General features: G+C 39.4%; 15 protein-coding genes and 2 pseudogenes. 6 read left to right on the top strand and 11 right to left on the bottom strand.

Annotated features, from left to right (window positions below):
- Positions 1-291: 291 nt before the first annotated feature.
- The 5 genes from C1E24_RS04250 to C1E24_RS04230 form a co-directional block, all read right to left on the bottom strand.
- On the bottom strand, positions 292-1,995 hold the full coding sequence (locus tag C1E24_RS04250; RefSeq protein ID WP_138479053.1) for an ATP-dependent nuclease: 1,704 nt from the start codon (positions 1,993-1,995) through the stop codon (positions 292-294).
- A gap of 463 nt (positions 1,996-2,458) precedes the next feature.
- Positions 2,459-3,586, bottom strand: coding sequence for a serine hydrolase domain-containing protein (locus C1E24_RS04245; RefSeq protein ID WP_171040773.1), 1,128 nt, complete (start codon positions 3,584-3,586; stop codon positions 2,459-2,461).
- Positions 3,587-3,811: 225 nt separating this feature from the next.
- Positions 3,812-4,285: a hypothetical protein gene (locus C1E24_RS04240; RefSeq protein ID WP_138479049.1), complete on the bottom strand. Its 474-nt coding sequence runs from the start codon at positions 4,283-4,285 to the stop codon at positions 3,812-3,814.
- A gap of 151 nt (positions 4,286-4,436) precedes the next feature.
- On the bottom strand, positions 4,437-5,831 hold the full coding sequence (locus C1E24_RS04235; protein ID WP_138479047.1) for a S41 family peptidase: 1,395 nt from the start codon (positions 5,829-5,831) through the stop codon (positions 4,437-4,439).
- Between the two features lie 81 nt (positions 5,832-5,912).
- Positions 5,913-6,791, bottom strand: coding sequence for a helix-turn-helix domain-containing protein (locus C1E24_RS04230; protein WP_138479045.1), 879 nt, complete (start codon positions 6,789-6,791; stop codon positions 5,913-5,915).
- Between the two features lie 430 nt (positions 6,792-7,221).
- On the opposite strand from C1E24_RS04230, the gene C1E24_RS04225 reads away from it, so the two are divergent.
- From C1E24_RS04225 to C1E24_RS04195, 6 genes and pseudogenes are all read left to right on the top strand, one after another.
- Positions 7,222-9,036 (top strand): cytochrome c peroxidase, encoded by a 1,815-nt coding sequence (locus tag C1E24_RS04225; protein ID WP_138479043.1) that lies wholly within the window; start codon positions 7,222-7,224, stop codon positions 9,034-9,036.
- Between the two features lie 173 nt (positions 9,037-9,209).
- A pseudogene (locus C1E24_RS04220) lies at positions 9,210-10,838 on the top strand (sensor domain-containing diguanylate cyclase).
- A 214-nt stretch (positions 10,839-11,052) separates the two neighbouring features.
- Complete coding sequence (locus tag C1E24_RS04210; protein ID WP_138479037.1) at positions 11,053-11,451, top strand: hypothetical protein; 399 nt, start codon at positions 11,053-11,055, stop codon at positions 11,449-11,451.
- Complete coding sequence (locus tag C1E24_RS04205; RefSeq protein ID WP_138479035.1) at positions 11,448-12,974, top strand: LruC domain-containing protein; 1,527 nt, start codon at positions 11,448-11,450, stop codon at positions 12,972-12,974. Before C1E24_RS04210 ends, C1E24_RS04205 begins: the two co-directional genes overlap by 4 nt.
- A gap of 424 nt (positions 12,975-13,398) precedes the next feature.
- Positions 13,399-16,059, top strand: coding sequence for a TonB-dependent receptor (locus C1E24_RS04200; protein WP_138479033.1), 2,661 nt, complete (start codon positions 13,399-13,401; stop codon positions 16,057-16,059).
- Positions 16,060-16,166: 107 nt separating this feature from the next.
- The gene (locus C1E24_RS04195; protein ID WP_138479031.1) at positions 16,167-18,131 is read left to right on the top strand and encodes a tetratricopeptide repeat-containing sulfotransferase family protein; all 1,965 of its coding nucleotides are present in this window, start codon (positions 16,167-16,169) and stop codon (positions 18,129-18,131) included.
- 251 nt (positions 18,132-18,382) lie between these two features.
- Here the strand turns inward: C1E24_RS04195 and C1E24_RS04190 are convergent, their stop codons facing one another.
- The 6 genes and pseudogenes from C1E24_RS04190 to C1E24_RS04165 form a co-directional block, all read right to left on the bottom strand.
- The gene (locus C1E24_RS04190; RefSeq protein ID WP_276609845.1) at positions 18,383-18,682 is read right to left on the bottom strand and encodes a BLUF domain-containing protein; all 300 of its coding nucleotides are present in this window, start codon (positions 18,680-18,682) and stop codon (positions 18,383-18,385) included.
- A 240-nt stretch (positions 18,683-18,922) separates the two neighbouring features.
- Positions 18,923-19,507, bottom strand: coding sequence for an outer membrane beta-barrel protein (locus C1E24_RS04185; protein WP_138479027.1), 585 nt, complete (start codon positions 19,505-19,507; stop codon positions 18,923-18,925).
- A 266-nt stretch (positions 19,508-19,773) separates the two neighbouring features.
- Positions 19,774-21,078, bottom strand: coding sequence for a DUF2252 family protein (locus C1E24_RS04180; RefSeq protein WP_138479025.1), 1,305 nt, complete (start codon positions 21,076-21,078; stop codon positions 19,774-19,776).
- A 157-nt stretch (positions 21,079-21,235) separates the two neighbouring features.
- Positions 21,236-21,382: pseudogene (locus tag C1E24_RS21210) on the bottom strand (DUF1272 domain-containing protein); the annotation flags it as partial.
- A gap of 52 nt (positions 21,383-21,434) precedes the next feature.
- Positions 21,435-22,670 carry a S41 family peptidase gene (locus tag C1E24_RS04170; protein WP_138479023.1) on the bottom strand — a complete coding sequence of 412 codons (1,236 nt, stop codon included), beginning with the start codon at positions 22,668-22,670 and terminating at the stop codon, positions 21,435-21,437.
- Positions 22,667-23,617 carry a GlxA family transcriptional regulator gene (locus C1E24_RS04165; protein WP_138479022.1) on the bottom strand — a complete coding sequence of 317 codons (951 nt, stop codon included), beginning with the start codon at positions 23,615-23,617 and terminating at the stop codon, positions 22,667-22,669. Before C1E24_RS04165 ends, C1E24_RS04170 begins: the two co-directional genes overlap by 4 nt.
- Positions 23,618-23,827 lie beyond the last annotated feature (210 nt).

Here is a 23,827-nt window from a genome sequence, read left to right as displayed (position 1 = left end):
GGACTTGTTTGAAAGTTTTTAAGAGAGGTATAAAAGTGCTGTTTTATGTAGTAACTGTTTGTTTTATAGTAATAAATTAAGGCATAGCAAGAGCAATAAACGGCGATTGCTCTTGCTATTTGTATCTTGATTAAGAGTTTTTTTGTCTGTTAACTACTATTTACTAAGTTAAAACAATTTCTAAATGGCTGAAACTATCAATTTCAGCTTACAATTTGGTGTCATTTTTAATGCCTTTTTAGTTTTTCCATTATGTAACAATTTCATGAACACATTTTATATACTGAAAAACTAAGCTGCAGCGGCTTCATCTCCCTGATTTAAAGAAGCACTTATTTTTTCGCTGGTCTTTTCTAAAGAAGAATCAATTAAATCAAAAAGTGTTATAAAGGAGCTTGCCCAGTCATCATTTTCTGAACTCTCAGCTTTACGTTTTAAGTACTCTCTTAGTTGGCCTTTATTATTCTCATTTTTTGTCGTAAATGGGAGTAACTTATTATGCATATCTAGCGAAAATCCAGAAAACCAATTCGGGTGTTCACGATTTGCTTCAATCAGCCATGATTCAGGGAACAATCCCTCTATAGCGAAACCTTGCGGTAGCATTATAAATTCTTTATTAAAATCAAAGTTAATACCCTTTTTACCAAAAAAGCCCTGAAGATTTTTTCTCGTTTTATCACCTGCGTCATCACCATCTAAGATAACTACAGTAGCTCTTTCTTTGCTCACATATTCATATGTTGCTTTCATAAACCCTTCTAGGGCAGAAGTTCCACCAAAATCTATAAACTCAGCATTTCTGACATTGTCCCATGAATATTTTCCAGTTGCTTTAACCTGTAACTTCGACAAAACCCATTGGAATAGCTCACGATCTGTTTTACCTTCAACAAAAATATTTAAAATACCCAAATTCATGTAGTCACTGAATTTGACTCCGAGTGCACTTCTAATGGATTTTGTTGACTCAGTATATGTGTCATAGGTTCTAGTTCGTGTGTAACCCTTTTCAACTTCAGTACCAATAACTCTTTTAGGGTCTTGTGGGACAAACTTTAGACTATGCGTAGTCCTTATTAAATAACCTTCTTCCGATAAGCTGTTAAGCATTAGGTTACATGAGGAGGAAAGTTCCGGGTGTAAGTATGATTCTGGTTCTTCTATTAACCATATAGATCTTTTTCCTAAATCTCGTTCTCTTTTAGTAATCCAAGAAAAAGCAGCAAATATTGCAGCAGACTGAACGCCCATTCCTTTACTTTCAATTATTGTTTCCACTGGATCGGAGAGATGGTACTCGAATGAAGATAATATATTTTCGAGAGTGTTGTTAGGTAATTTAAACTGAGCACGTATATGGCCTAAACCGACTAGATCAAGTTGCTTATCAATGGTAGATGAAATTTCATCTAGCCCTTGATGAATTTCGGGCAGCTTTTCTCCCAAAATTTCAGATATTGAAGATCTAATTGAAGGAAGCAGAAGTTCATTAAATAGTTCATGTGTATTTTTTACAGATGAAACATAGTGGCATACAAATGAATCTAGGATTATGTTTATTAGCTTATTTTGAAGTGAGTTGAACTCTTTTGTTTTTTTAGGGTTGTGCTTTTCACCTACAAAAAGCCTATAAATTGGTTTTCCTGAACGTGAAAATGTTAAATACACGTTTATACTTCGAGATAAAGATTTAGGTGTTTCTAAACACAAATTTATATCATTATAAAGCTTTAAAGCTTCTTCACTTTCATCATCCAGTACAAATGTCCCGACAAGAGATGTTTGACCACTATCTAGTTTTTTGGGGAAGTCACGTTCAAATAAGTACTTATTCTTATTTTCAAATCCAGTAAAAAGCATCTCGACAGCTTTAAGAATGTTTGTTTTACCACTACTATTAGGGCCAACAATAGTTAGGCTTCCATCCAAATCAATGGTTAATTCTTCATCAATTGTTCTAAAGTTTTTGATTTTTATTGATTCAATCTTCATCTAAATTTTATTCCATTGGTTTTAGAGTGCAATACATAAAAAGCTGCGTTATGCTGACACGCTATCCGATTGGGGCGCGACAGGGTAACCTAAGCCCTGTTTTTCCTGTTGACTTCATTAACATTATATTTTTATGATATTTAAATCAATGTTTTATGAACTAATGGGTTAAGTGAAAAGGCATTTCAACAAGGTTGAGCAGTTATTGAATACTTAAACTTTACTCAAATGAAATCAAAGTCTAAATACAAATGTAATGTTCATCTTGCGCTAAGTCAGCTTTTAACTTTTAAATACGTAAAGTGCGACCAAATGTTACTTGTATTATCTTTGAAGACTAACTTCTGCTAACGCAAGTTATATGTGGAAATTTTTTAACTAAACTCATGTAATTAAATAATTGAGAATTTATTTGCGGCATAGTTGCCTGTTAATATTCGCATAGAAGAATACCAAGCCAAATTTATGAATTTGGCTTTATGGCTTTTTTATATGCGATTAAATGGTCAAAAACCTGCTCTGAAATGGCTTCTAGTGCTTCTTGAGTATTGCTTTTTGCTAAGTTTGTGACGATGAAAATACCAATATTTTGCTTCGGATAAATAGCTAGCCAACTAGACGTGCCCATTGAGCCGCCACTTTGATATAGCATGATTTCATTTGAATCATCTTGGGTTGTATTCCAATAAAACGCTGTGCCTTGACCCATCCAACTTTGTTCCACAAGTTGATGAGAAATAGCGACTTCAGGCTCTGAAGATAATTGATGGCGCATATAATGTGTCATGGACTCAAGGTCTGAAGTTAACCCGCCGCCTGCATACCAATATGCACTTGCCAAGGGCATCTGATTACCGTTTCCATCTGACCCGATTGTAACTTTACTCACCTCAGAATGTGCGCGTCTGAATTTAGTATTCAGCTCTCCAGATTTGCTGGTGATTATGTCAGTAAGAAGTGTTTCAAAGGGTTTTTGATATACTGATTCAACAATATAAGCCGCTAAATTAGTCCCCACGCTTGAATAGACATAGTCCTCGCCAGGTATAGAGCTAAGCGTCACTGCTTTAAGGTCGTTAAAGTAATCGGCTCTGGTGTATTTTGATATTTTTTCAAAATATCTGCCTTGCTCTATATCTTCGCGACTGACAGCAAAACTATATGGTAGCCCACTGGTGTGGGTTAAAAGGTGTCGCAAAGTTATATATCGGTTGGAGAGCTCTAGGTTTTTGTATTCGTCATCTTTAAGGTATTGGCGAATATCTTTATCAAGCTCAACTTTACCGTCCTGAATGGCTTTCGCAACAACTAACCCTGTATACGTTTTGGTGATTGAGCCAATTTCGTAAAGTGTTTGATTATTAGGCGTCTCACCATTACTTAAGGTTCCTAAGTGATATTGGTACGTTTTGTCTGCATCTACCACAGAAATTGAGACGACCTGTCCAGCATTTCCATCAATAAATTCAATAAGCTCATCTTTTGTATTTGCTTCAAAATTTATTGCATCATGACTTTTACATGCGGCCAAGACTGAGATTAATGAAGCAACTAATATAGACGGTATGGTGCGGGTTATTAAGCGGTTCATTGTTTTCCTTTTACAATCATCAAAATCATTCATTAGACGATAAGAATGAGTAAAAGGTTTAAATGTTGAATTAACTTAGATGTTTAAGAAAGCCAATGCAGGGCTAGAGTTTGCGTTCAAAGAATGCGAGAGAGGTATTATACGAAGGGTATGCAATAAGGCTGAGCAGATCTGCCTTATTGCATTTGATAGTAAAATAAGAACGAGTAGGGGGTTCTTATTCGATTATTTAAGTACGGTTTTCTTTAAAACGTCAGCGCTGTCGGTGGTAATAAACTCTACGATTTTGCCATTTTCAATTTTGAAAATACTGACCTTGTCATCTTCGCTTGGCAAAAATGCCAGTTCATCATCTTCTTTGGCCAGTACGATGTTGTACTTTTGCTTTTGCATTTTTGGAATTGCTATATAGCTGCTAATTAGTCCCGGCATACCGCTAATATCGGCGTAGTATTGTATGTTGGCTTGTTGTAGCGTTTCGTTGGTTTGCCCTGCAAACGCATCGCGCGTTACGCGGCTGCTGTCCATATCATGCGCTAGAACTAGCCACTGAGTACTAGGCTTGAATGAATGCGGTTGATCAAATTGGTCGTTAAGTGTTGGAAACTCGATGTTATCGCCAATCGATAACATCTTTGCGTTTGCAGCAAATGTCAGTAATAAAGTAGAAATAACAGCGATTTTTTTGAACAGATGCATAGTGACATACCTTATAAAGTGATGCGTGATATTTTTAGCTGTTATCAATGAATTGTCTAGCACCTTGTGCAAAGTGAAGTGTCAGGTTAAATCGATGAAAAAAGCCAGCATCCTGCTGGCTTTGGTGTACAGTTAGTGCTTTAGCGATTGACTAAAGCTTGTTTTTTGAAACCGTGATTTCGGCAAGGGTCTCTTTAAGCATCTTTACATGCTCTTCGCCTTTGACTTTTGATAGCCCGATATCAATGACGCTTTTAGCTTCGCTAAGTTGGTCCATTTTTGCCAAAGCGCGTGCCCAGTACTCGTATAAAAAGGTTTCTTGCTCGTTAAAAGTGACTGCAATTTCTAACAAGAAAACGGCGTATTTTGGTGAAGTTTCCCAGCTGTCATACGCTAGGTTTGCCAGCTCTCTATCTGTGAGGTTGAGTGTATTCAACAGGGCTTTAGTTTGCTTTTGATAGCCTTGTCTTAAATCAGTTAATGATTTTTCTGATTGTTTTACATCATTTAACAGTGCGAGCAGTTTATCGAGCGATTGCTCGCGCTGAGTTTTAAGAGCTTGCCAGTTTTTCTCGACTTCAGTGCTTGCGAGCTCAATGGCTTTGTCGAGTGCTTGATCTTTTTCTGTTGCAACATGTGGCACTACGCCAACCGTTTCCCAATTGGTTTTGGTGACAGGGTTTATGGCAGCACCCGTTGCGACAAACATTCTAAAGTTATCGTTGACGGTAAACATACCACCAGGGTTCGCCGCGCCTCGGGTGGTCTCACCCACCAAAGTGGCGCGTTTTCTGGTTTGCATGTTATAGCTGAATTCTTCTGCCGCTGACGCGGTGCGATTACTGGTTAACACATACAGAGGTACATCTGGCAGTTTGTCACCAGCGACTTCGTCTAAAACGTGGTAGTCGATGGTTTCGTTGTCTTCTCTGTAATATAAGCTGTTTAGTAACAGCGGTTCATCAAAGAAGTAACTACACAAATATTGCACTGTTCTTGGTGAGCCGCCGCCATTTTTACGTAAATCGATAATGATGGCGTCAGTATTTGCCAGTAGCTTCATTGCCGAGTCGATGTATGGCTGGCTTTCAGTTAAGCGATAAAAACCACGTAAATCCATATAGCCTATATTATTTTCAAGTACTTTTGCGCCAACCACGCCTTTGTTCTGTGAGCCAAAGCGAGGGGGGTTGAGCAAGCTATCGCGCAAACGAGATTCTGCACCTTTAACTTCTTGATTGACCGGATTTGCTCGAACTCTTAGATGACGATCTTGGGCGGTTTCTTCTAACCAAGTCGAGAGTGCTTTGGCAAATTCTTCGCTGTCAGTATGGGCTGCAAATTCACCTTGCTCAAAAGCTTGCTTTAACTTTTGGTTGGTTTTTGTTGCCACTTCAGGATAAACATAATGTTCAGCCATTAATTCGCTAACTTTATCAATAACTTGTTGTTTTTCAGCTTTTGAAATAGCTTGGGCTAGCGCTGTTTGGCTATTTAAGCCAATGAAGAGTGCAATAGAAAGTGCGGTTTTCTTAAATGATGTCATAGCATTTTTTCACAAAGTGTTCTTGTTAAGAAAAACCTATCAAGTTCGTACACGTAAAAATTGTAAAAAAGTTAAGCAAGCTCAAAAAGGGTCGTATTTACCTATGAATCGATTGTTGATTGCTGCTTGAAAACCTTGATTCAAATGTGGCTCAGTTGAGTTTAAATAGCGTTTGGGTGTTTGTCCAAGCAGGCTTTTAAATTCTCTATTTAAATGAGCTTGGTCAAAATAACCGGCGTTGATTGCTGACTCGGTGAGTGTTTGTGTGGCCGATTGGCTGTGCAGTAAAAAGTTGTTTAAACGCCAAATTTTGCAGAGCTCTTTGGGTAATAGGCCAATGTTATCGAGAAAGTGCTGTCTGAGTGTGACTTTACTTATTGAAAACGTCTCACACATGTCGGAAATTTTTATATCGCCTCGGGCATTTAATATGGCGTTGGTCTCAGCTCTTAAAGGCTCAGAGATAACATAGTCATTGGCAATAAATTGGCTATGCAGCCAAGGCGTTATTTTCTCTATTAATACCTGCATCTGTATGTTGATGTGGTTTTCATTTAATTGAGTTAATAGCGGTAAAACATCGTTTAAGTAGCCTGAATGACTGAGTAATTGCGTGATTGATTCTATGGTGTTTTTCACTTCAAGCGATGACATAAACTGCTGCTTTAGAAATGAAAAAGGTTTTAGTCTCACGCCAAAAATCCACTGCGGATGTTTGCTATAGAGTGTGTATGCACTGATCTGTTGACCAAGAATTGATGTACCAGCGGGAACTTGCTTGATAGGTAATTGATTATCAAATTTCGAAAAGGCAATAGGCTGACTGTGTAAAAGTAAATCAAAGACGCCTTGCGGGATAAAAAACGTATGCTCTGAAAGCTTTTGGCACCAAAATACTTCTACCGAATGAGATAACCAAGCAGGGGGAGGAAGATCGAAGTAGTCCCTTGATTGCACCATTATTTACCTATCATCGGATATATAAAACAGACTCAATCGCTTATGCCATGCTGCCAAACGATAAAATATTAACAACAGTGAGCGTTGTGTTTAAGTCCTGCGACATTCAATTTCCTTGCAGGGCTTATAGTAAGTTTAGTTAAGTAAATATAAGGGGTCTGACTGCATTTTAAAATTGATAAATCGTTACGGTATGTGTCATTGAGTTATTAAAACTAGTCCTTTTTTATTTTTTAATTTTAATTTATTCATATTTTTTCCTTAATTGATGTTTAGCTTAACAATTGGGGCACTTATAAGTGGCTTAATATTTCATAACCCTATGAACTTAAACTGAATAATAATAAATATCGAATTTACACAATTAAGGAAACGTGTAATCAAACACTCAAAAGTTGTTTACAGGAGTAAGCAACTGAGGAGAAAACACATGTTTGGACAAGGTCACCAAAGCGGTTTAGTTAAACTCTGTTACGCATCTTTGTTTAGCGCCGCACTTTTCGTAAATGCAAGTACATCAATAGAAACGAGCGCACCGACTGAACTCATCGCCAAAGTACACACCAGTACTGAAGTGGGGTTAAGTTGGCAAGCACCAGAAGGTGTATCGGGAATACGTGCCTATCGAGTCTTTCGTGATGGTCAGCGTATTGGTCGCACTGCAATGACTTTTTTTGTCGACTCAACGGCGTCACCCGGCGTGGAACACACTTATCATGTTCAAGCAGTGGCTCGTGGCAAGATCACAAGCCTAGCTTCGAATAGCGATACTGTTAAAACCTTAGCGCATGATAATAATGATGGCCTGAGAAATGGTTCGGTGATCCGAATTGGTATTGAAAGGTTAAGCGACCATTGCGGCAGCAACGATGTGACAGCGATTGTCGATGATGCTTTAAATGACTGTTTAGACAAGGTCCTTGATAGTGCAGGTATTGCCCCACAATTAGAAAACTTACAGGCATATGTTGCTCGCTATCGCCGGCAAGAAGATAGAGAGCTTATTGAGTTAGGCAAGCGCTTATTCTTTAGTAAAGCGCTTAGCCAGAACCACGATACTTCATGCGCATCATGTCATCATCCAGCTGAAAGCTGTGGTAGTGACGGACTTTCTCTGTCAATTGGTGTGAATGCTGAAAACCCAGATGTAATGGGGTTAGGTCGAACCGATGGCAGTACAGTACCTGCGGTGGGCAGAACCTCACCAGCGGTGTGTAACTCAGCCCTTTGGGTTGGCAGTATGTTTTGGGATCAGCGTGTGAAACTTAGACAAGCCAACCGTGATAGTGAAGTTGGCTTAGTTTCAACAGCACCTATTCAAACCCCTGAGCTTGATGTAACTCGTGCAATGAACGCACAAGTGGATGCAAACGATCCGCTACGTTTATTGATAGCGCAAGCACACTTCCCAATTACTGCCGCTGCTGAAATGGGAGACCCAAGTGGGTTTCAATCACCGCAAGCCTACCGCGAATTCATTGCTGCTAGATTATCGACTCAGTGGAAGCCGCTATTTGAAAAGGCATTTGGTGACGACTCAGTTAGTTTTATGAGAATAGCTCGTGCTATGTCTGCATATCAGGCGTCATTTATGTTTATAGACAATCCTTTCTTTGATTATGTGCAGGGCGATCACGATAAATTAACTGCTGATGAAAAACGTGGTGCATTATTTTTCTATACCGGTGCCGGATGTGCCAATTGCCATGATGGCGCGATGTTCACCCCAGAGCGAACGCGCGGGCCACTTTACCCGCAAATTGGTGTCCATGGTGTCGCCGATGGCAATGCGAAAAACCAATTCAGAATGCCAAGTCTACTTAATGTCGGTATAACAGCACCGTATGGAGACAAAGGCGTATTTGCGTCACTAGAACGCGTGATTGAGCACTACTCAGATGTCACGGGATCTTTAGAGCGATTTTATGGAGAAAAAGAAACGTGTCAGTTACCGCAATTTAAGCACTTGAGTGAGTTACAGTGTGATGAAGTCGTGGGTGAAGCTGGCACATTTGTGCTAGACCTTAATGCGCAAAACCGCGCTGCATCTGATAGAAGTGATGATGCAATAATTAGAGGGTTTAGCGAACAACAGGTGAGCTTATTAGCTGCATTTTTACGCTCATTGACTGATCCAGAAGCCATGGCTGGCAGTAATGAAATTAAAGCGTTGATACCGCCACGAGATGGTGGACCCGATGGTCATCAATTTGATGCGATTGATGCTGAAGGTAATACGCTCTAGATAAGGAATGAATGTCTACTGAGTGGCTTCTCTTAGAGGTTACATTGTGGATATACCAAGTAAGCAAGACAAGGTGCATTTCTGCACCTTTTTTTATTGCTATTGCAGCAAAAAAACTGATTAAACCTATACTTATACTCGAACCTAATTACCCAATAGTCCTTATGTAAAGTATGAGAAACCTGATAATTAAAAGTCTCCGCTTAAAGTTATTTTTGCTCTTTGCACTCTTGTTAATTGGGTTTTCATCTGTCCATCTGTTGATCCGCTATCATTGGACTTTACCTCAACTCATGGCCCTTGAAGTTGAGAATGATAAAAAAGACATCAAAAAATTAGGGTCTGCGTTTGCACGGATCCAAAGTGAAATGCAAAGGCTGGTGTATGACAATGCCGTATGGGATGAGATGACTCGAGCCATCGAGCGCGAAGATAAAGTGTTTTTATATGAAAATTATCACATTAGAGAATCCCTACAGTCTCTTAATTTGAATGGTATGCACTTCTATGATTACAAAGGGAAAGCTATCAGTCACTTTGCGTTAGAAAACAATGGAGATGTTATCTCGGACTCGCTGTTTCAAGTTGCCTCTGAACAGCAAAAAGCACAATTTTTAATTGTTCAAAGCTCAGAACCTCTAGAGCAACAAAAGCTACAATTTAAGTCAGGTTTAATAAGGTATAAAGAAGACTTAATTCTGTTTGTAAGTAGTACCATTATGCCCTCGGTAGGCACTGGAAAAGTTTACGGTAATATGCTGGTTTGGACCTATCTAGATTTTAAAGTCAGTCTGCAACTCACCGAGTTAATGCAGCGACATATTCAATTACATAGTTACTCAAAGATACCCAAAGATAAATTAATAATTCCATTTGAAAAATATAAAAGCTATCCCACTATTAGAACTCAGGATGAGTTGATATATGTTTCTTTTAATGATGTTTTAGGTAATGCTGAACTTGTAATGGCCTATTTAAAGCCAAAACGTATGTTCGCTGATCAGTTAGTAGAGCACTCCATGGGAATTGCTTTAATTAGCTCGATTTTTATTCTCGCGTTTATTTATTACCTGATTAATAAAGTGGTAGTTAGCCCGCTTAGCTCATTAAGAAAAACTGTCTATCGGGTGATTAAAGAGGGCGATTTTTCGCAAGAGACCAATATAAAAAGACAGGATGAAATTGGTCATCTAGCACACCTAATTGATGGGTTGTTTGCGACCGTTGATAATCAAAAAACTGTTTTAGTTGAAGCAAATAAACAACTGCAAAAACTGAGCGACACAGACGAGTTAACTAAAATAGCCAACCGCAGAGCCTTGATGACTTTTTTGGAGGTGCTTGCTAATGAGCGTGAACCAGCTTTATTTCCCATTAGTATGATTATGTTAGATATTGATCACTTTAAAGGTTATAACGACCACTATGGACATCAAGGAGGTGATGAGGTTATTTGCAAAGTCGCAGAGTCGCTTAGCGAAAACACACGTTCAAGTATGGACTTGGTAGCGCGATACGGCGGAGAAGAATTCACTATTTTGCTGACACAAGTTAATGCACAAGAAGCAATACTCGTTGCTGATAAGTTAAGGTAAGCAGTGATGAAACTAAAAATACCCCATGAAAAGTCTACAACAGCTGAATGTTTAACAGCATCTTTAGGTTTAACAACCTGTAATGCTCCAGATGAGTTTGATATTGAGCAGGTGTTTCGCATCGCTGATTCGGCACTATATGAAGCAAAAGACAATGGAAGAAACACGCTGGTGAGTAAAAGCTACAATGGCTTAAATGGCATTTAGTTTTTAGGTATTGTGTAAAGATTTATTGACTGAGTTTCTCGATGCTACTCAATAATTTTCCTATTTGGCGATCTTAAGTTTTTACTTTATTCGCAAATTGCAATTCAGAACGCAAAATTCTCAGCTATTCAAGTATTTCACTATTGATTTATATCACTTTTTTGTTGGTACGAAAGTTGGTTGATTAAAGCATCACCGTCTTTGGAGAAAGCCAATGAAACGTATACTGATCATGTCAATGTTATCACTACTTACAGCATGTGGTGGTGGCGGAGAAACTGAAGCACCTCAACCTAGTCAAGCAGCGTCATCAACACAAGCGCAGCCTCAACCTCAATCAGATAAATTATCGGATAATAAAGCGCCAGATAATGCACAGTTTTCGCAGTTTAAATCTCAGAATATGGAGATTGATATCTCTGGTTTGGGTTTTGAAGCTAAGACGGTTTTTCTGAAAATTTATACACCGGATAATAAAACCTTATTTTTAGGAAAAGTGCCAAATTCACCAAGTTTTGAGTTCTATCTACCTAACAACGTAAGCAAAGTTAAATATGATGTGTTTTCGACTTTAAAGACCGATCCGCAAATTACAAAGGAGTATGAGCTATGAAAATGTTAACTTTAGCGTGTACTTTATCAATGATGAGCGCGTTTACTCTAGCTCTTGAGAGTATCAAACTCAAAGACACAATCAATAAAGGCTTTGGTGTGGTCGATATTCTTAAACCTCATGCCAGAAGTACTTTTAAATCAGATCTGACAGGCGAAATGTTAGAAGCTTATAAGCAGCAAAATGCGGGTAATCTTGTGTTTGCTATCGATGTAAATGAGGCTGCCAATGGTACCGAAAAAGCGTCGACACAAGGTGTGGCAGTTGAAAGTGCGGTACTAGAGTTTGATATGGGTTCTGAAGTTGTGACTTGTAACGTTTTTACGACCAACACCGCTGCTATGCTAATGAAAAAAGGTGCTTCACAACGTTCTGAGTACTACACTTTAATTGGTGCAACAGGAAGTAGCCATATCACCCCAAGTACAGATGGGGATATCTTTGGCTCAGATTTTGGTGGTACCATGACAATGCCAATAAATTCTGAAGCTTGTACTGGGACATCTTTTGATTTAACCAATGTTCAACGTGCTTCACTTACACTGCAATTCTTAGAAACCGATGACAAGCTTGGCGATCCAGAAGCATTTTATGATTATTCAAATGGCCCTGAAGATATTGCAATTTTAACCGCCAATGATGTGTCTTTTTTAAACTTTGCTCAAATAGGCGTAGATGAAGCGCCACTTGTTATTGCTAAAAGCCAAGTGACTGAGCCTGTAGACAGTTGGTTATATTATCCAACCAGCGACAGTTTTTTTGTAGTGAGCTATGAAGATCAATACCCCAATTTAGGCGATTATGACTTTAATGACCTTTTGGTAGGTTACAGAGTTGGCTTTGGTTTTAGAAACAATGATCAAAGTGGTGAGTTAGAAGTTGTATCAATTATAACGACAGGTTACATGATAGCGAGAGGGGCAAGCTACGATCATGATTGGTATTTACATATTCCTATTAATGAGTCGGTATCTGGTAACTTAACCATGAATATGTTTAAAGAAGATAGTGAAGAGCAATTAAATGGTTTCCCAATTACTACTGAGGTAAATGATGCGCTTGATGTGAAGATATTAGCTAACAGCAAATCACTAATGCATCTTAGCAACCAAGCCTTTGTGAATACACTGAGCGATGTCGAAAAAATCAAGGGCAAAAAGTTTTCATTTACCTTTAATTTAGATACGCCGTTTCCTGCTAGTGCTTTAGGTCAACCACCTTATGACCCATACCTTCATGTTCTGAATACAGGTCAAGAAATTCACTTACCAGGACAAGTGACACGTATTGCTAGTTCAGCAAACTTCGGCGATACCAGTAATTTCAAAGACGAAAATAATTATCCGTATGCACTAATTTTCCCAGATGATTTTTATCCACCTCTAGAAGGTGTCGATATTGGAGAGGCATATACTGATTATTTGAATTACACACTAAGCCCTAATCAAACAAATGAAACCTGGTACATGTCTCCAGATACCAATAAAACCAAGAACATAGGTAAGGCATTCTGGAAATGGTAATTAAATGAGTCAGGAAATCCGAGCATTCACTGAGTGTTTTGCAGCAAAATCTGGGCATATTGATGAGAAATAGGCTACGGGGCTATTTTGTTTCGTAGCGCATTTCATTTCTGAAAGCGATGAGGAAGAAGAAAAGTCATACTCTAAAGCTAAACACCTTCTTATTACTGCTCTAACTATTATGGTGTACTTGTATCTTATTTACGATAATAGCTAAAACAAATCTGGGCCCTATCAACTTTCTACTTATGCCTTCTTAATCTCTATTTTTAATAAAATATTTACGCTTTTGGAAAGTAACCTTCGATTTTATTAACAATAAGCTAAAACCTCTTTACTAGTCATTTATTTGACCTAAACTAATTACAACTCTAATTAATTATTTTAACTTATTCAAAAGCGTGATTTTTTATAAGGGATATCTATGTTTAAACTCAAAAAAGTGGCTCAGGCAATCTCATGTTTGTTTGTCGTAACAACGCCTTTGGTTGCTTTTGCAGATGATGCAAAGAAAATAGAAACAATCGAAGTTACAGCCACCAAGCGTTCAGTAAATATTCAAGAAGTGCCCGTTGCAGTTTCCGCATTAAGTGGAGAGCAAATGAAAAACCTTGGGATAAGCAGTTTCCAAGATTATATCGAGTTTTTACCTAATGTCGTTTTCCAAGGTACAGGTCCTGGACAAAACGAAATTTATATTCGTGGTGCAGCGACATCACAAACAGGTATCGCCGTATCTTCAGTTCAAGCTTTACAGCCTTCTGTAGCTTTGTATTTAGATGAAGTGCCAGTGTCTATGCAAGGGCGTAACTTAGATATCTATGCAACCGACATTGAGCGGGTTGAGGTTTTACCAGGTCCCCAAGGTACCTTGTTTGGAGCAAGCTCTCAAGCTGGTACTGTGCGTATTATTTCTAAGAAACCAGACCACTCAGGTGTTGCTGCAGGTGTTGATATGAGCACCAGCTTTACTAAAGGTGGCGACATGAGTAATTCTGTTGAGGGCTACTTTAACCTCCCAATTACTGATGATTTTGCGGTTCGTGTTGTAGGCTATACAGATCACCAAGGTGGCTGGATTGATAACGTGCAAAATGTACCGGGAGAAGGGGGCTATGTTGGCAGTGCAGTGCATTTAGATCGTGTATCACTTGGTAAATTAGCCGATCCTAGTAATACTCCTATTGAGTCCCCGAGTAACTCAGATTTAGTTGAAGATAATTTTAATGATGCGACGTATGCGGGTGTACGAGTAGGCTTATCATATCTTGTAAATGATGATTGGAAGGTTGTTGTTCAACATACTGCGCAAACATTAGAAACCGAAGGGGTGTTTGCAGTTGATCCTTCCTATAATGATGATGAAAGTACTAGCCGTTTTGAACCCGAAACAAACCAAGATGTATTTGATTTAACGACCTGGACAGTAGAAGGCCGCTTAGAGCAGTTGGATGTAGTTTATGCTGGTGGTTATTTAGATCGCCAAATAGACGCTACCGTTGATTACATTGGCTATACAAATGGCGGCGCATTTGCAACTTATTACGCGTGTAGTTATGGCGGCGCACCTGAAGAAGAAAAATGTTTTGACCCTTCAGGATATTATAAAGAAGACACGCAATCTTCTCGTTTCACGCAAGAATTACGTTTTAATACTTCTGCTGATAACCCTTGGCGTGTAACAGCCGGTGTTTACTATGATACCCAAGAGCTAGGCACTGTAGGTGAGTTTGAGCTTGGCGCGAAAGGCAAGTTCCCTGATGGGTTTAATCGTGTCATTACTGGCGAAGGTACGAATAATGGTGGTCGTCCATTTGCGCCAGAAGTCAGTTTCGTAAATGATGTAACACATGAAATTAATCAAATTGCAGTATTTGGGCAATTTGAATATGACCTCAGTGAGACAGTAACGGCAAGTATCGGTGCTAGGTGGTATGAAATTGAAGACATATACACGGGGGCAACGTCATCAGCAAATGACGGAGGTGTAACAAAGCGGATCCGTGCTTTTGGTGGCAGCGACCAAGATATTCTTAACTTTTTTGGCGAAGACGAAGGCCAGGCTATTTTAAACGCCATTGATGCAGGCCAATTAGAAACAGACTTGCTCGATAGTGATGGTGTGTTGACAGTAGATGACACCATATTTAGATTTTCAGTAGATTGGAAAGCTACAAAAGATGTGATGCTTTTTGCGACATATTCAGAAGGTTTCAGACCACCAGTGACGGCAAGAACAGGGGGCGCGCTGGCAAGTAATCAAACGTCAGGTTCGGCATTTGAGGGCTATCGCATACCCGTATACTCGCTCACCGATACACTCGAAAATTACGAACTCGGTATGAAAGGTGATTTCTTTGATGGAGTTGTCCGCTTTAATGCGACAGCTTACACATCTGAAATTTCGGATCTACAAACGTCTCGATTTGATCCAACCAATATCGCGTTCTTCTATTTTACCGATAACGTTGGCTCTGCAGATATCAGTGGTGTTGATGCCGATTTCACTTGGATGGCCACCGATAACCTCATGTTCTCAGGTGCATTTAGTATTCTAGATACAGAAATCACCTCACTTAATTCGACGATGCAAAACATTTCTGCACCGGTTGGAAGTTCGTTGCCTTATTCGGCAGACTTTTCAGGAAACTTACAAGCTAGATATTTTTACGAGCTTGATAATGGCTGGGAAGGTTATGTAAATGGCGCGCTTTCTTATACGGGTGAAAGACTGTCAGGCATGTTTATGAATGCATATGTATCTGAAGATACACATAAACTGGTCTATGGAACAGGTACTGGCCTGAAGATAGAGCAAGAAGCTGCTGCTGGCGTTTACCAAGGGGTAGACTTTAATGACAGTCAGGGCAACCAATTTGCTGGTGGTCGCTATGTTGCAGATGCTTATATGCTCGCTAACTTAAGCTTTGGGGTATCCAATGGAGATTGGAAGGCTGAGCTATTTATTGATAACTTGTTTGATAAACGTGCAGAACTATATATTGATGAGCAGCAGTTCACACCAAAAGTTGTGACGAATAGACCAAGAACCATTGGTATGCGCTTTTCTTATCAGTTTATGTAAATGATTGATTTTTAGTCTGCCATGACTGCATGGTAGAAATACCTTAAAAGGGGTAAGCTTTGAGCTTGCCCCTTTATTATGAATATGCATAGGAAGTAATAATTATAATGACTGTTCAAGAGCTTAAAAGTTCTCTGCAAAAAGGAGATTTCAAGGGGGTTATTAGTGCCATTAATGATAAGTTTTTAGACGGTAAAGCACTAAAAAACAATGAAAAGCATGAATTGTATTATCTGAAAGCAGTTGCTCAGAGGTATTTAGGCTCGTATCAAGAGGCAATCGAAACCACGCAGCATTTATTAAGTCTAACGCCGGGATATGGCCGAGGCTATCAAGAATTAGGCTACAACTTTCAAAAACTGTCAGAATTAGAGCGTGCGATTGGGGCTTTCCAAAAAGCAGTTGCACTCAATTCAGCATTGGTTTCTTCTTGGCAGCAGCTAATAAACCTTTATAGGACAACGAACCACTCTGGTTTAGTCGCGGCACAAGGGCAATTAACTAATCTATCAAAATTGCCAAAACCACTGCTCGGTGCAATGGATCTAATGTATGAAGGCAAGCTTTATAAGGCTGAGCAACTATGCCGCAGTTTTGTTGCTAAACACAAACATCATCCCGATGGTATGTGTTTACTTGCTGAGATAGGGGCAAAGCTAAAAGTATTTGATGATGCTGAATTTTTGCTAGAAAGTTGTGTTGAATTATACCCTGATAATCAACAAGCATTGGCGCAGTATATAAACCTGTTAAGTCGGCTAGGTAAGTTTACAGAAGCTAAGGCGCAGGCAACAACCTTTTTAGAAAAATTTAAACAACCCTCTGAAGGGCGTTACTTGGTGCAAGCTACTTTGGCGCATTGTTTAGTCAGCTTGGGTGAAGTTCAAGCCGGTATTTCGATTTACTTAGAGATACTCGCGCAGCAGCCCAGTAGAGCAGGGATACATGTGAGATTGGGAGATGCCTACAAAACATGTGGTGATTTTGAGCAGGCTGTTTCTTGTTATCAGCAGGCACATACTTTACGAAAAGATTATGGTGATGCGTATTGGAGTTTAGCAAATAGTAAAACCTATACATTCACAGAGGCTGAACTTGATAACATGAAAGCAGCCTTAGATAACCCTTATTTAGAAGAAGAAGATCGCATTCATATAAGCTTTGCGCTAGGCAAAGCTTATGAAGATACAAAACAGTTTGCGCTGTCTTATCAGTACTATGCACAGGGCAATGCGCTCAAACGGGCGAGTATTGATTATCAAGCATCGCGCACTTCTGAACTGATTGACCATCAAATTAAATATTGTGATAAAGGGCTATTTGAAGCGCAAGCTGATAAAGGCTATTCAGATCCTGCACCTATATTTATTGTCGGCTTACCTAGGGCTGGCTCGACTTTGTTAGAGCAAATTATTGCCTCCCACTCCCAAGTTGATGGCACGATGGAGCTTCATAATATTATGGCAATGGTATTAAAGTTAAGGGGCAGAATAGCATCGGGAGAGCCTCTATACCCAAAGAACTTGTCGCAACTAGACGTTAGTCAATTAAAGGCTCTGGGACAAAAGTATATTGATGAGACTCAAAGCTATCGCCAAGGGGCTGCTTATTTTATTGATAAAATGCCTAATAACTTTATGCATATAGGCTTGATAAAGTTGATCTTACCAAATGCTAAAATTATCGATGCCAGAAGAGAGGCCATGGCATGTTGTTTTAGTGGGTTTAAACAGTTGTTTGGCGAAGGTCATGAGTTTAGCTATAACCAAACCGATATTGCGCAATATTATCGAGATTACGAGCGGTTAATGGCACATTGGGAAACGGTGTTACCTGGCCAAGTTTTAAAAGTGCAGCATGAAGAGTTAGTCAATGATTTCGAAGCACAAGTTAGAAAGATCCTTGCATATTGTAATTTACCCTTTGAGCAATCATGTTTAGAGTTCTATAAAACAAAAAGAAATGTTCATACGCCGAGTGCACAGCAAGTAAGAGCGCCTATTTCAAAGTCAGGTTTATTGCAGTGGAAAAACTATACGCCATATTTAGGTGAGTTAAAACATGCTTTATAGTTAAGTATAGGTGCGAGGTTTCTCATTGCACCGTTTCTATTGTATTTTACTTTATTAATGCTGAATCCTATAAGGAGATAGCTGCTAATAAGGGTTAATGAGGTTAGCCATTCGACAGCATTTATCTATCGAGAAATAAGGCTGTAAAGGGGGATTACAACATATCCTGAGCTCTTATTAACTTTAGTGCTTTTTTATGATTGAATTCGAACCATTGCTTATTGATTGATAGAGCACTTCAGCTTGGAGAGCTAAGTTTTATTTAAATCTTCAACGGTAATTTCGTTATGGGCAACAACATAAAGTAACTCACAACTCAGTGGTTTTCTGTTTTTACCTCTTAATTTAGTCACAGTTTGCAGTTGCGCTTTTTCATCGCAAGTAGTTAGCCCCATTGCCCAATCATCGAAATTTCGCTTGTCGATAGGGTTTTGCATCAAGGCTTCAGAATAGTTATGTCTGAGATCTGATTTTATCAGTTCAAACCGTTCGAGCACCTTGTTTTCTTGGCCTTCTAAAGCTTGCATAAAATGCTTTCCATCATAAAGCAGAGCTGCATGCCGTTAATCTTTTCAAGATGATTTTGCTACTCGTACCTGAGAACTTCTAACTCTGTCCAAGAAACAGTTTCTAATGCTTTACTGGTATAAATGGATTCGATGAGCATAATAGATCAGGGTTAACTATTTATAATGTTAGAATAGTCGGTAAGAGAGTAATTGAAAAAAGCATGGAAGAAGTAGGTTATGTTTTAAATATGAATGCATAACCTACAGAGCAGCACTGGAAGTCTAAAATGCGTAAGTGAACCCAATTGTCGATGCTTTCCAGCTTTCAGACACTGAAGCAGGATCAAAATCAGGAAGGACTTGGTGTTCAAAAAATATGCTTATTGAATCAGTAACTTGATAATCTAAGCCAACTCCATAGCTTGCTCCATTAAATGTCTCGGTATTAGCGAACTGGAAGCTTCCTACGATATTGCCGTTTATATCGTTGTAAGCACCGACCCCTTCTATTTCTAATTTTGTACTTGTGTAACCAACTAAACCATAAATGCTCAGTGTTTCAAGTAGTGGATAAGAGGCTTTTAGCAAAAACATGCCCTGACTATCAATATCTTCACTGTACTTGTCTTTTGTACCTGAGTAAACGCTGGAGTAGCCCGATGTTCCAATTGAAATTCTTGTTTCTAAAGCTATAAATTGATTAAATTCATAACCAGCGATTAACCCAGCTGTATTAAAGTCTCTACCTGGTATAGAAATTTCTTGGCCCCCATATGATGCACCTGCATACCAGTTATTTTCGGCTTGTGCTGAAGAAATGTAGAGTGAGCTTATGCATAAAATGGAAGGAATAAGTCGTTTTTTCATATAAAAAATCCTTTTGTCTGTTTAAAAGTCAATCAAACCTGAAAGCGATGTTGGTTTTTTGGATTACTTGAAGAGACACGCGTTAGGTTTGTCCCTATAATGAGATGAAGGAAACCTTCCAGCAAGCACAGAATTGTAAGTTTTTGTTTTAATTTTGATTTTTGCATTAATTATATTGGTTGGTTGAAATGTTAATAGTTCAACCAACCAATATATTTAAAAGAAGTATTTTCGGTGATAAAACATAGCTGTATTTTTATAAAGTCCTAACTATTTGGGTCTTCCATCAAGTTTTTCATTATTAATAAGTCATTAATAACTTGCCCAACGTAATTATTTGCTGTTCGAATTAAACTCTTTAATTGGTTAGGTAAGCAAGCAACGACAGCTTTTTGGAAGTCTATAGAGCGGCGATCTCCTCGCATATGCGCGAGTGCCAGCGCTTCACCACAGCTCAGCGCATACTGAATAACGCCGCCTTTTTCTGCTGCTCTTTTACCTAACATAAAGTGCTCTGAATCTATACCAACACGGGCATGGTGGCGAGAGCGAAGTAACCAATGTTTGTCTTGCCAAATTGCATCATCGAGAATTAAGTCGGGTCGGCGCTGCATTTTCCTTTGGCAGTTTACTGTTAAATGCGCCGCAGAGAGTCGGTTGTTTACTGATACCTTTGGAAAGTACTTAATTGGCGCTGCTTCTCTTTGCTGTTTAATTTCAACAATATGTGTTTTAGCTGCATCATGGGGCTGGCTTGGGCCTACTAAAACATAGTAGCGACCTAAATTATTCGAGCCTGTGCCCGCGTTATGACGCATTACTATGTCGAGTATTTCATCGTCCATAAAAGGCCTGAATTGCATATACAGGTTTTCATAGATGTTATCAGGCAAAGGAATAAACTTCTCAGGGTTTTGCTTAAAACGCCATTGCACTAAATCGACTTCTTTAGCCAAGGTGCTTTTAGTCATAAAGGCTTCGCCACCGACTACCCTAGTAAGCGCCTTCTGCCAGCGTTTGTGCAAAATATGACCTTTTGAAAATTCAGTAAGTGCAGTTTGGCTGTCGTTCTTCTTTTCTAATGAGCGCTGACAAGTTTCGATATAAGCACTTAAAAAGGCTTGTTGTGCTGAATATATTTGTTGTTCATCAGCAAGGGGCTTTGCTTTGAGTTTTTCGCAGTCAGACTCAGCCTGCATTTGAGCTGCTTCGGCATGTGCCAGTGGCAGGCTGACTAAAAATCTGAATAAATCCCAACTAGCATGGCCAAAGCAGGCGTCATCGAAATCATTGGGTGTAAACACCACGGTTTCACCATGAGAGCCTTCTTCACTTAAAAAACCAAAGTTACTGGTATGACAGTCGCCCATAATAGTAGTGAGCGGGATATTTTCTAAGGGCTCAGGCAAAGTGATTATGTGGCTTGCCAAATCACGATACATAAGTGGTGCTGAGCCACGTAAAAATTGAAATGGGCTGTTGGCCATTTTTTGGTGTTTTGAGAGTTCAGAAGAAGGCGCGCACCCATCATGCTCTTTGAAATATTGAAGCAGCGTTTCTTGTCTGTCCATGAGTAATCCTTTGATAAACGTTTACTCACAGTTCATGACTTTGCGAGCAATGTATTTATTGCCATTGTAACTATAAATACATTGCTCGCAATATTAGAAATTAGCTCAATGTCTTGCAGTGAAATTAAAAGATTGTGCTAGCCCTTACTCTGTTTGCTCAGCGAACTTTTACAGGGCGAATAGGCCTTGCTTCAAAGTTGCCACCGCAGTTGGGACACACATTATCAAATTCAATTTCTACACAGTGTCTACAAAAAGTGCATTCATAACTGCAGATCATCGCCTCAGTTGAATTGGCAGGTAAAGCTTTATCGCATCATTCGCAATTGGGTTTTAATTGGAGCATGTGTTGTTCTCTATTTTTCAATTTCAGCCAGTACCGCTGAGAGCACAGGGTCGTTGCCCTGCTGGTAATCTAGCCATGAAGTTTCAATCAACACATCAGGGTACACAGCATCTGTATTGTCAAAAAGAAACGGGTAATAGCGTTTTGATACACTTAACTTTCTTTTCGAGTTAGGTAAAGCAAAGCGATAGCTTTCGGAGAACTGGTTTGGATCACCACCTGTTGGCGTGCCGAAAATACGCGCATTGAGAATTTGTTTAAACTGTACGGTGTTACTCATTGCCGCAGAAAAAGTTTGTTCATCTGTGAGAACAAACACACCTGTTTTCCAATCAAATTGGTCTAGAGGTAACAGACAAGATGAAAAAGCCAAACCAGTGTAAAAACTGCCGCCGCCATTGCCTCTGAAATCGATAATCAGATATTTTGATTTAGCAGCCTTTAATTGCTTTTGCAGTGCTTGGCACTCTGAAATTACCTGCTCAAAACTGGGGTAGGCGTTAAAATTAAAGTAAGCGATTTTTTTATCTTTTAACAAGCCTAGGCTTATACCTGGCATGCCAATATCTAGCATATTTAATTTATCTGAGTGACTTTTAAAAGCGGAACTGAGTTTGGCAAATTCGCTCATCTCAATAGGCGCTATTTGTTCTATAAGCAAATTACCTTTAAGTTGAAATTCGAAATTTGCAACAGCATTATCTTTTACAAAGCCAAGACCAAGTAAGAGCTTATGTAACGTTAAGTAGTATTCAAAGCGGGTTTTGGCGCTAAATTGGTTATCGACGCCGGGCAACAGAGGTGTGATTAACTCAAAGAGTGCTTCAACGGTTAAGCCATTAATGGTTTTGAGCTCAGCGCCGATAAGGTGCTGATATGGCTTGGTTGTATCAATGACGCGTAATTTATTATCAAAGAATTTATACCTAACAGGAAAGTGCTGGTGAGGCCCTGACATCATAAAATAGTTAGTGTGTCCGTCGCCAATGGCACCCGTTATTGCCATTAGTCGCGCTTCTACTTGAGGCTCACTGAGTAGTGGTAAGTCTTGTTTAAGTTCTTTTAAAAGTCTCGCAAAGTCACTCTCAGCAAGGGTGTGAAACGGTTCAATATGCTTGGTTCTGACTTGGTTTTCAAAAAAGCTAATGTCTTCTAGCCAAGCTTGCTGCTGTTTAATTGAGAGTGTGTCTGCATAGGTGGCAAAGCTACACAAAGCGATAACGAGTAATCTAAAAACTAATTTCATGCGTGAGTGCCCTTAGCATACTGTGAAGGTGAGAGGCCAAATTGCTTAATAAAAGCACGACGAAAACTGTCGTAATTGTTAAAGCCTAATTTTTGCGAGATAAATTGCAGGCTGATGTTTTCTTCACAGAGTAAATCTCTGGCGTGATTAAGTTTGAGTACCCGAAAATAATGGCTGGGTGTGCAGTTAAGGTGCTGTTTAAATAAACGTGTGAGTTGTCGCTCGCTCAAGTTACAAAACTCAGCCATGCGGGTGACGGTGACAGATTTATCTAATTGCGTACTTAACCAATCAATTAATGGCGAGAGCTTTAAACTTTCACCGGATTGTAGCGCTAAAATATCTGAATATTGCTGCTGTGAGCCAGCTCGTTGCAGATACACCACCAAGTCTTTAGCGACTTTAGCAGCCATGCTATTGCTATAGTCTTCGCGAATAATAGCGAGAGCTAAATCAACACCAGACAGCACACCGGCTGATGACCATATTTTTTCATCACGAATAAAGAGTGGCTCTGGCGTGACGGTTTTATTTGGGTTCTGCTTCGCTAGGCTCTCACAATGACGCCAATGTGTTGTAATCGTAAGGGCTTTATCATCAAAGAGTTTGGCGAGAATAAACGCCCCGGTGCAAATGCTAAAGACACGTTTTGCTTTTTTAGCTATGTCAGAAAGCGCATTGAGCTGTTTTGCAGTTAGTTGCAAGGTACGCATGCCTGTGCCCCCACAAATGATCAAATCGTCATACTCAAACTCATCACTTAGAGAGTAATCGACAGACACGCTCTGCCCGTAAGTGGTTTGCACAGGCTGTTTGCTGATCCCTAACAGTTTGCACTGATAGGCGTTGGCTTGGATGCTGTTAGTTTCCATAAAGGCATCAAGTGGACCAAAGAGGTCAAGGGCTTGAAAGCCATCGGCGATGAAATAGATTTGTCTGATGGTCATATATTTTGTTCTTTAAGCCTCTACTCAGGGAATAAACTTATATTAACGCGATGAGTGGTGCCGGTTAAAACATAAAAGCGACAAAAAAAGACATTTTGTGTGTGATCGACAAAACGAATAAATTTAGTAGAGAGCTATTTGTACGTGTTGAACTTTGCTATGTATTCGCTTTAATCAAAACAAAAAAATGCCCCGACGAGCGGGGCGATT

This window comes from Pseudoalteromonas phenolica, from assembly GCF_005876835.1.
Lineage (GTDB): Bacteria > Pseudomonadota > Gammaproteobacteria > Enterobacterales > Alteromonadaceae > Pseudoalteromonas > Pseudoalteromonas phenolica_B.
This window is presented reverse-complemented; position numbering and strand designations above follow the sequence as displayed.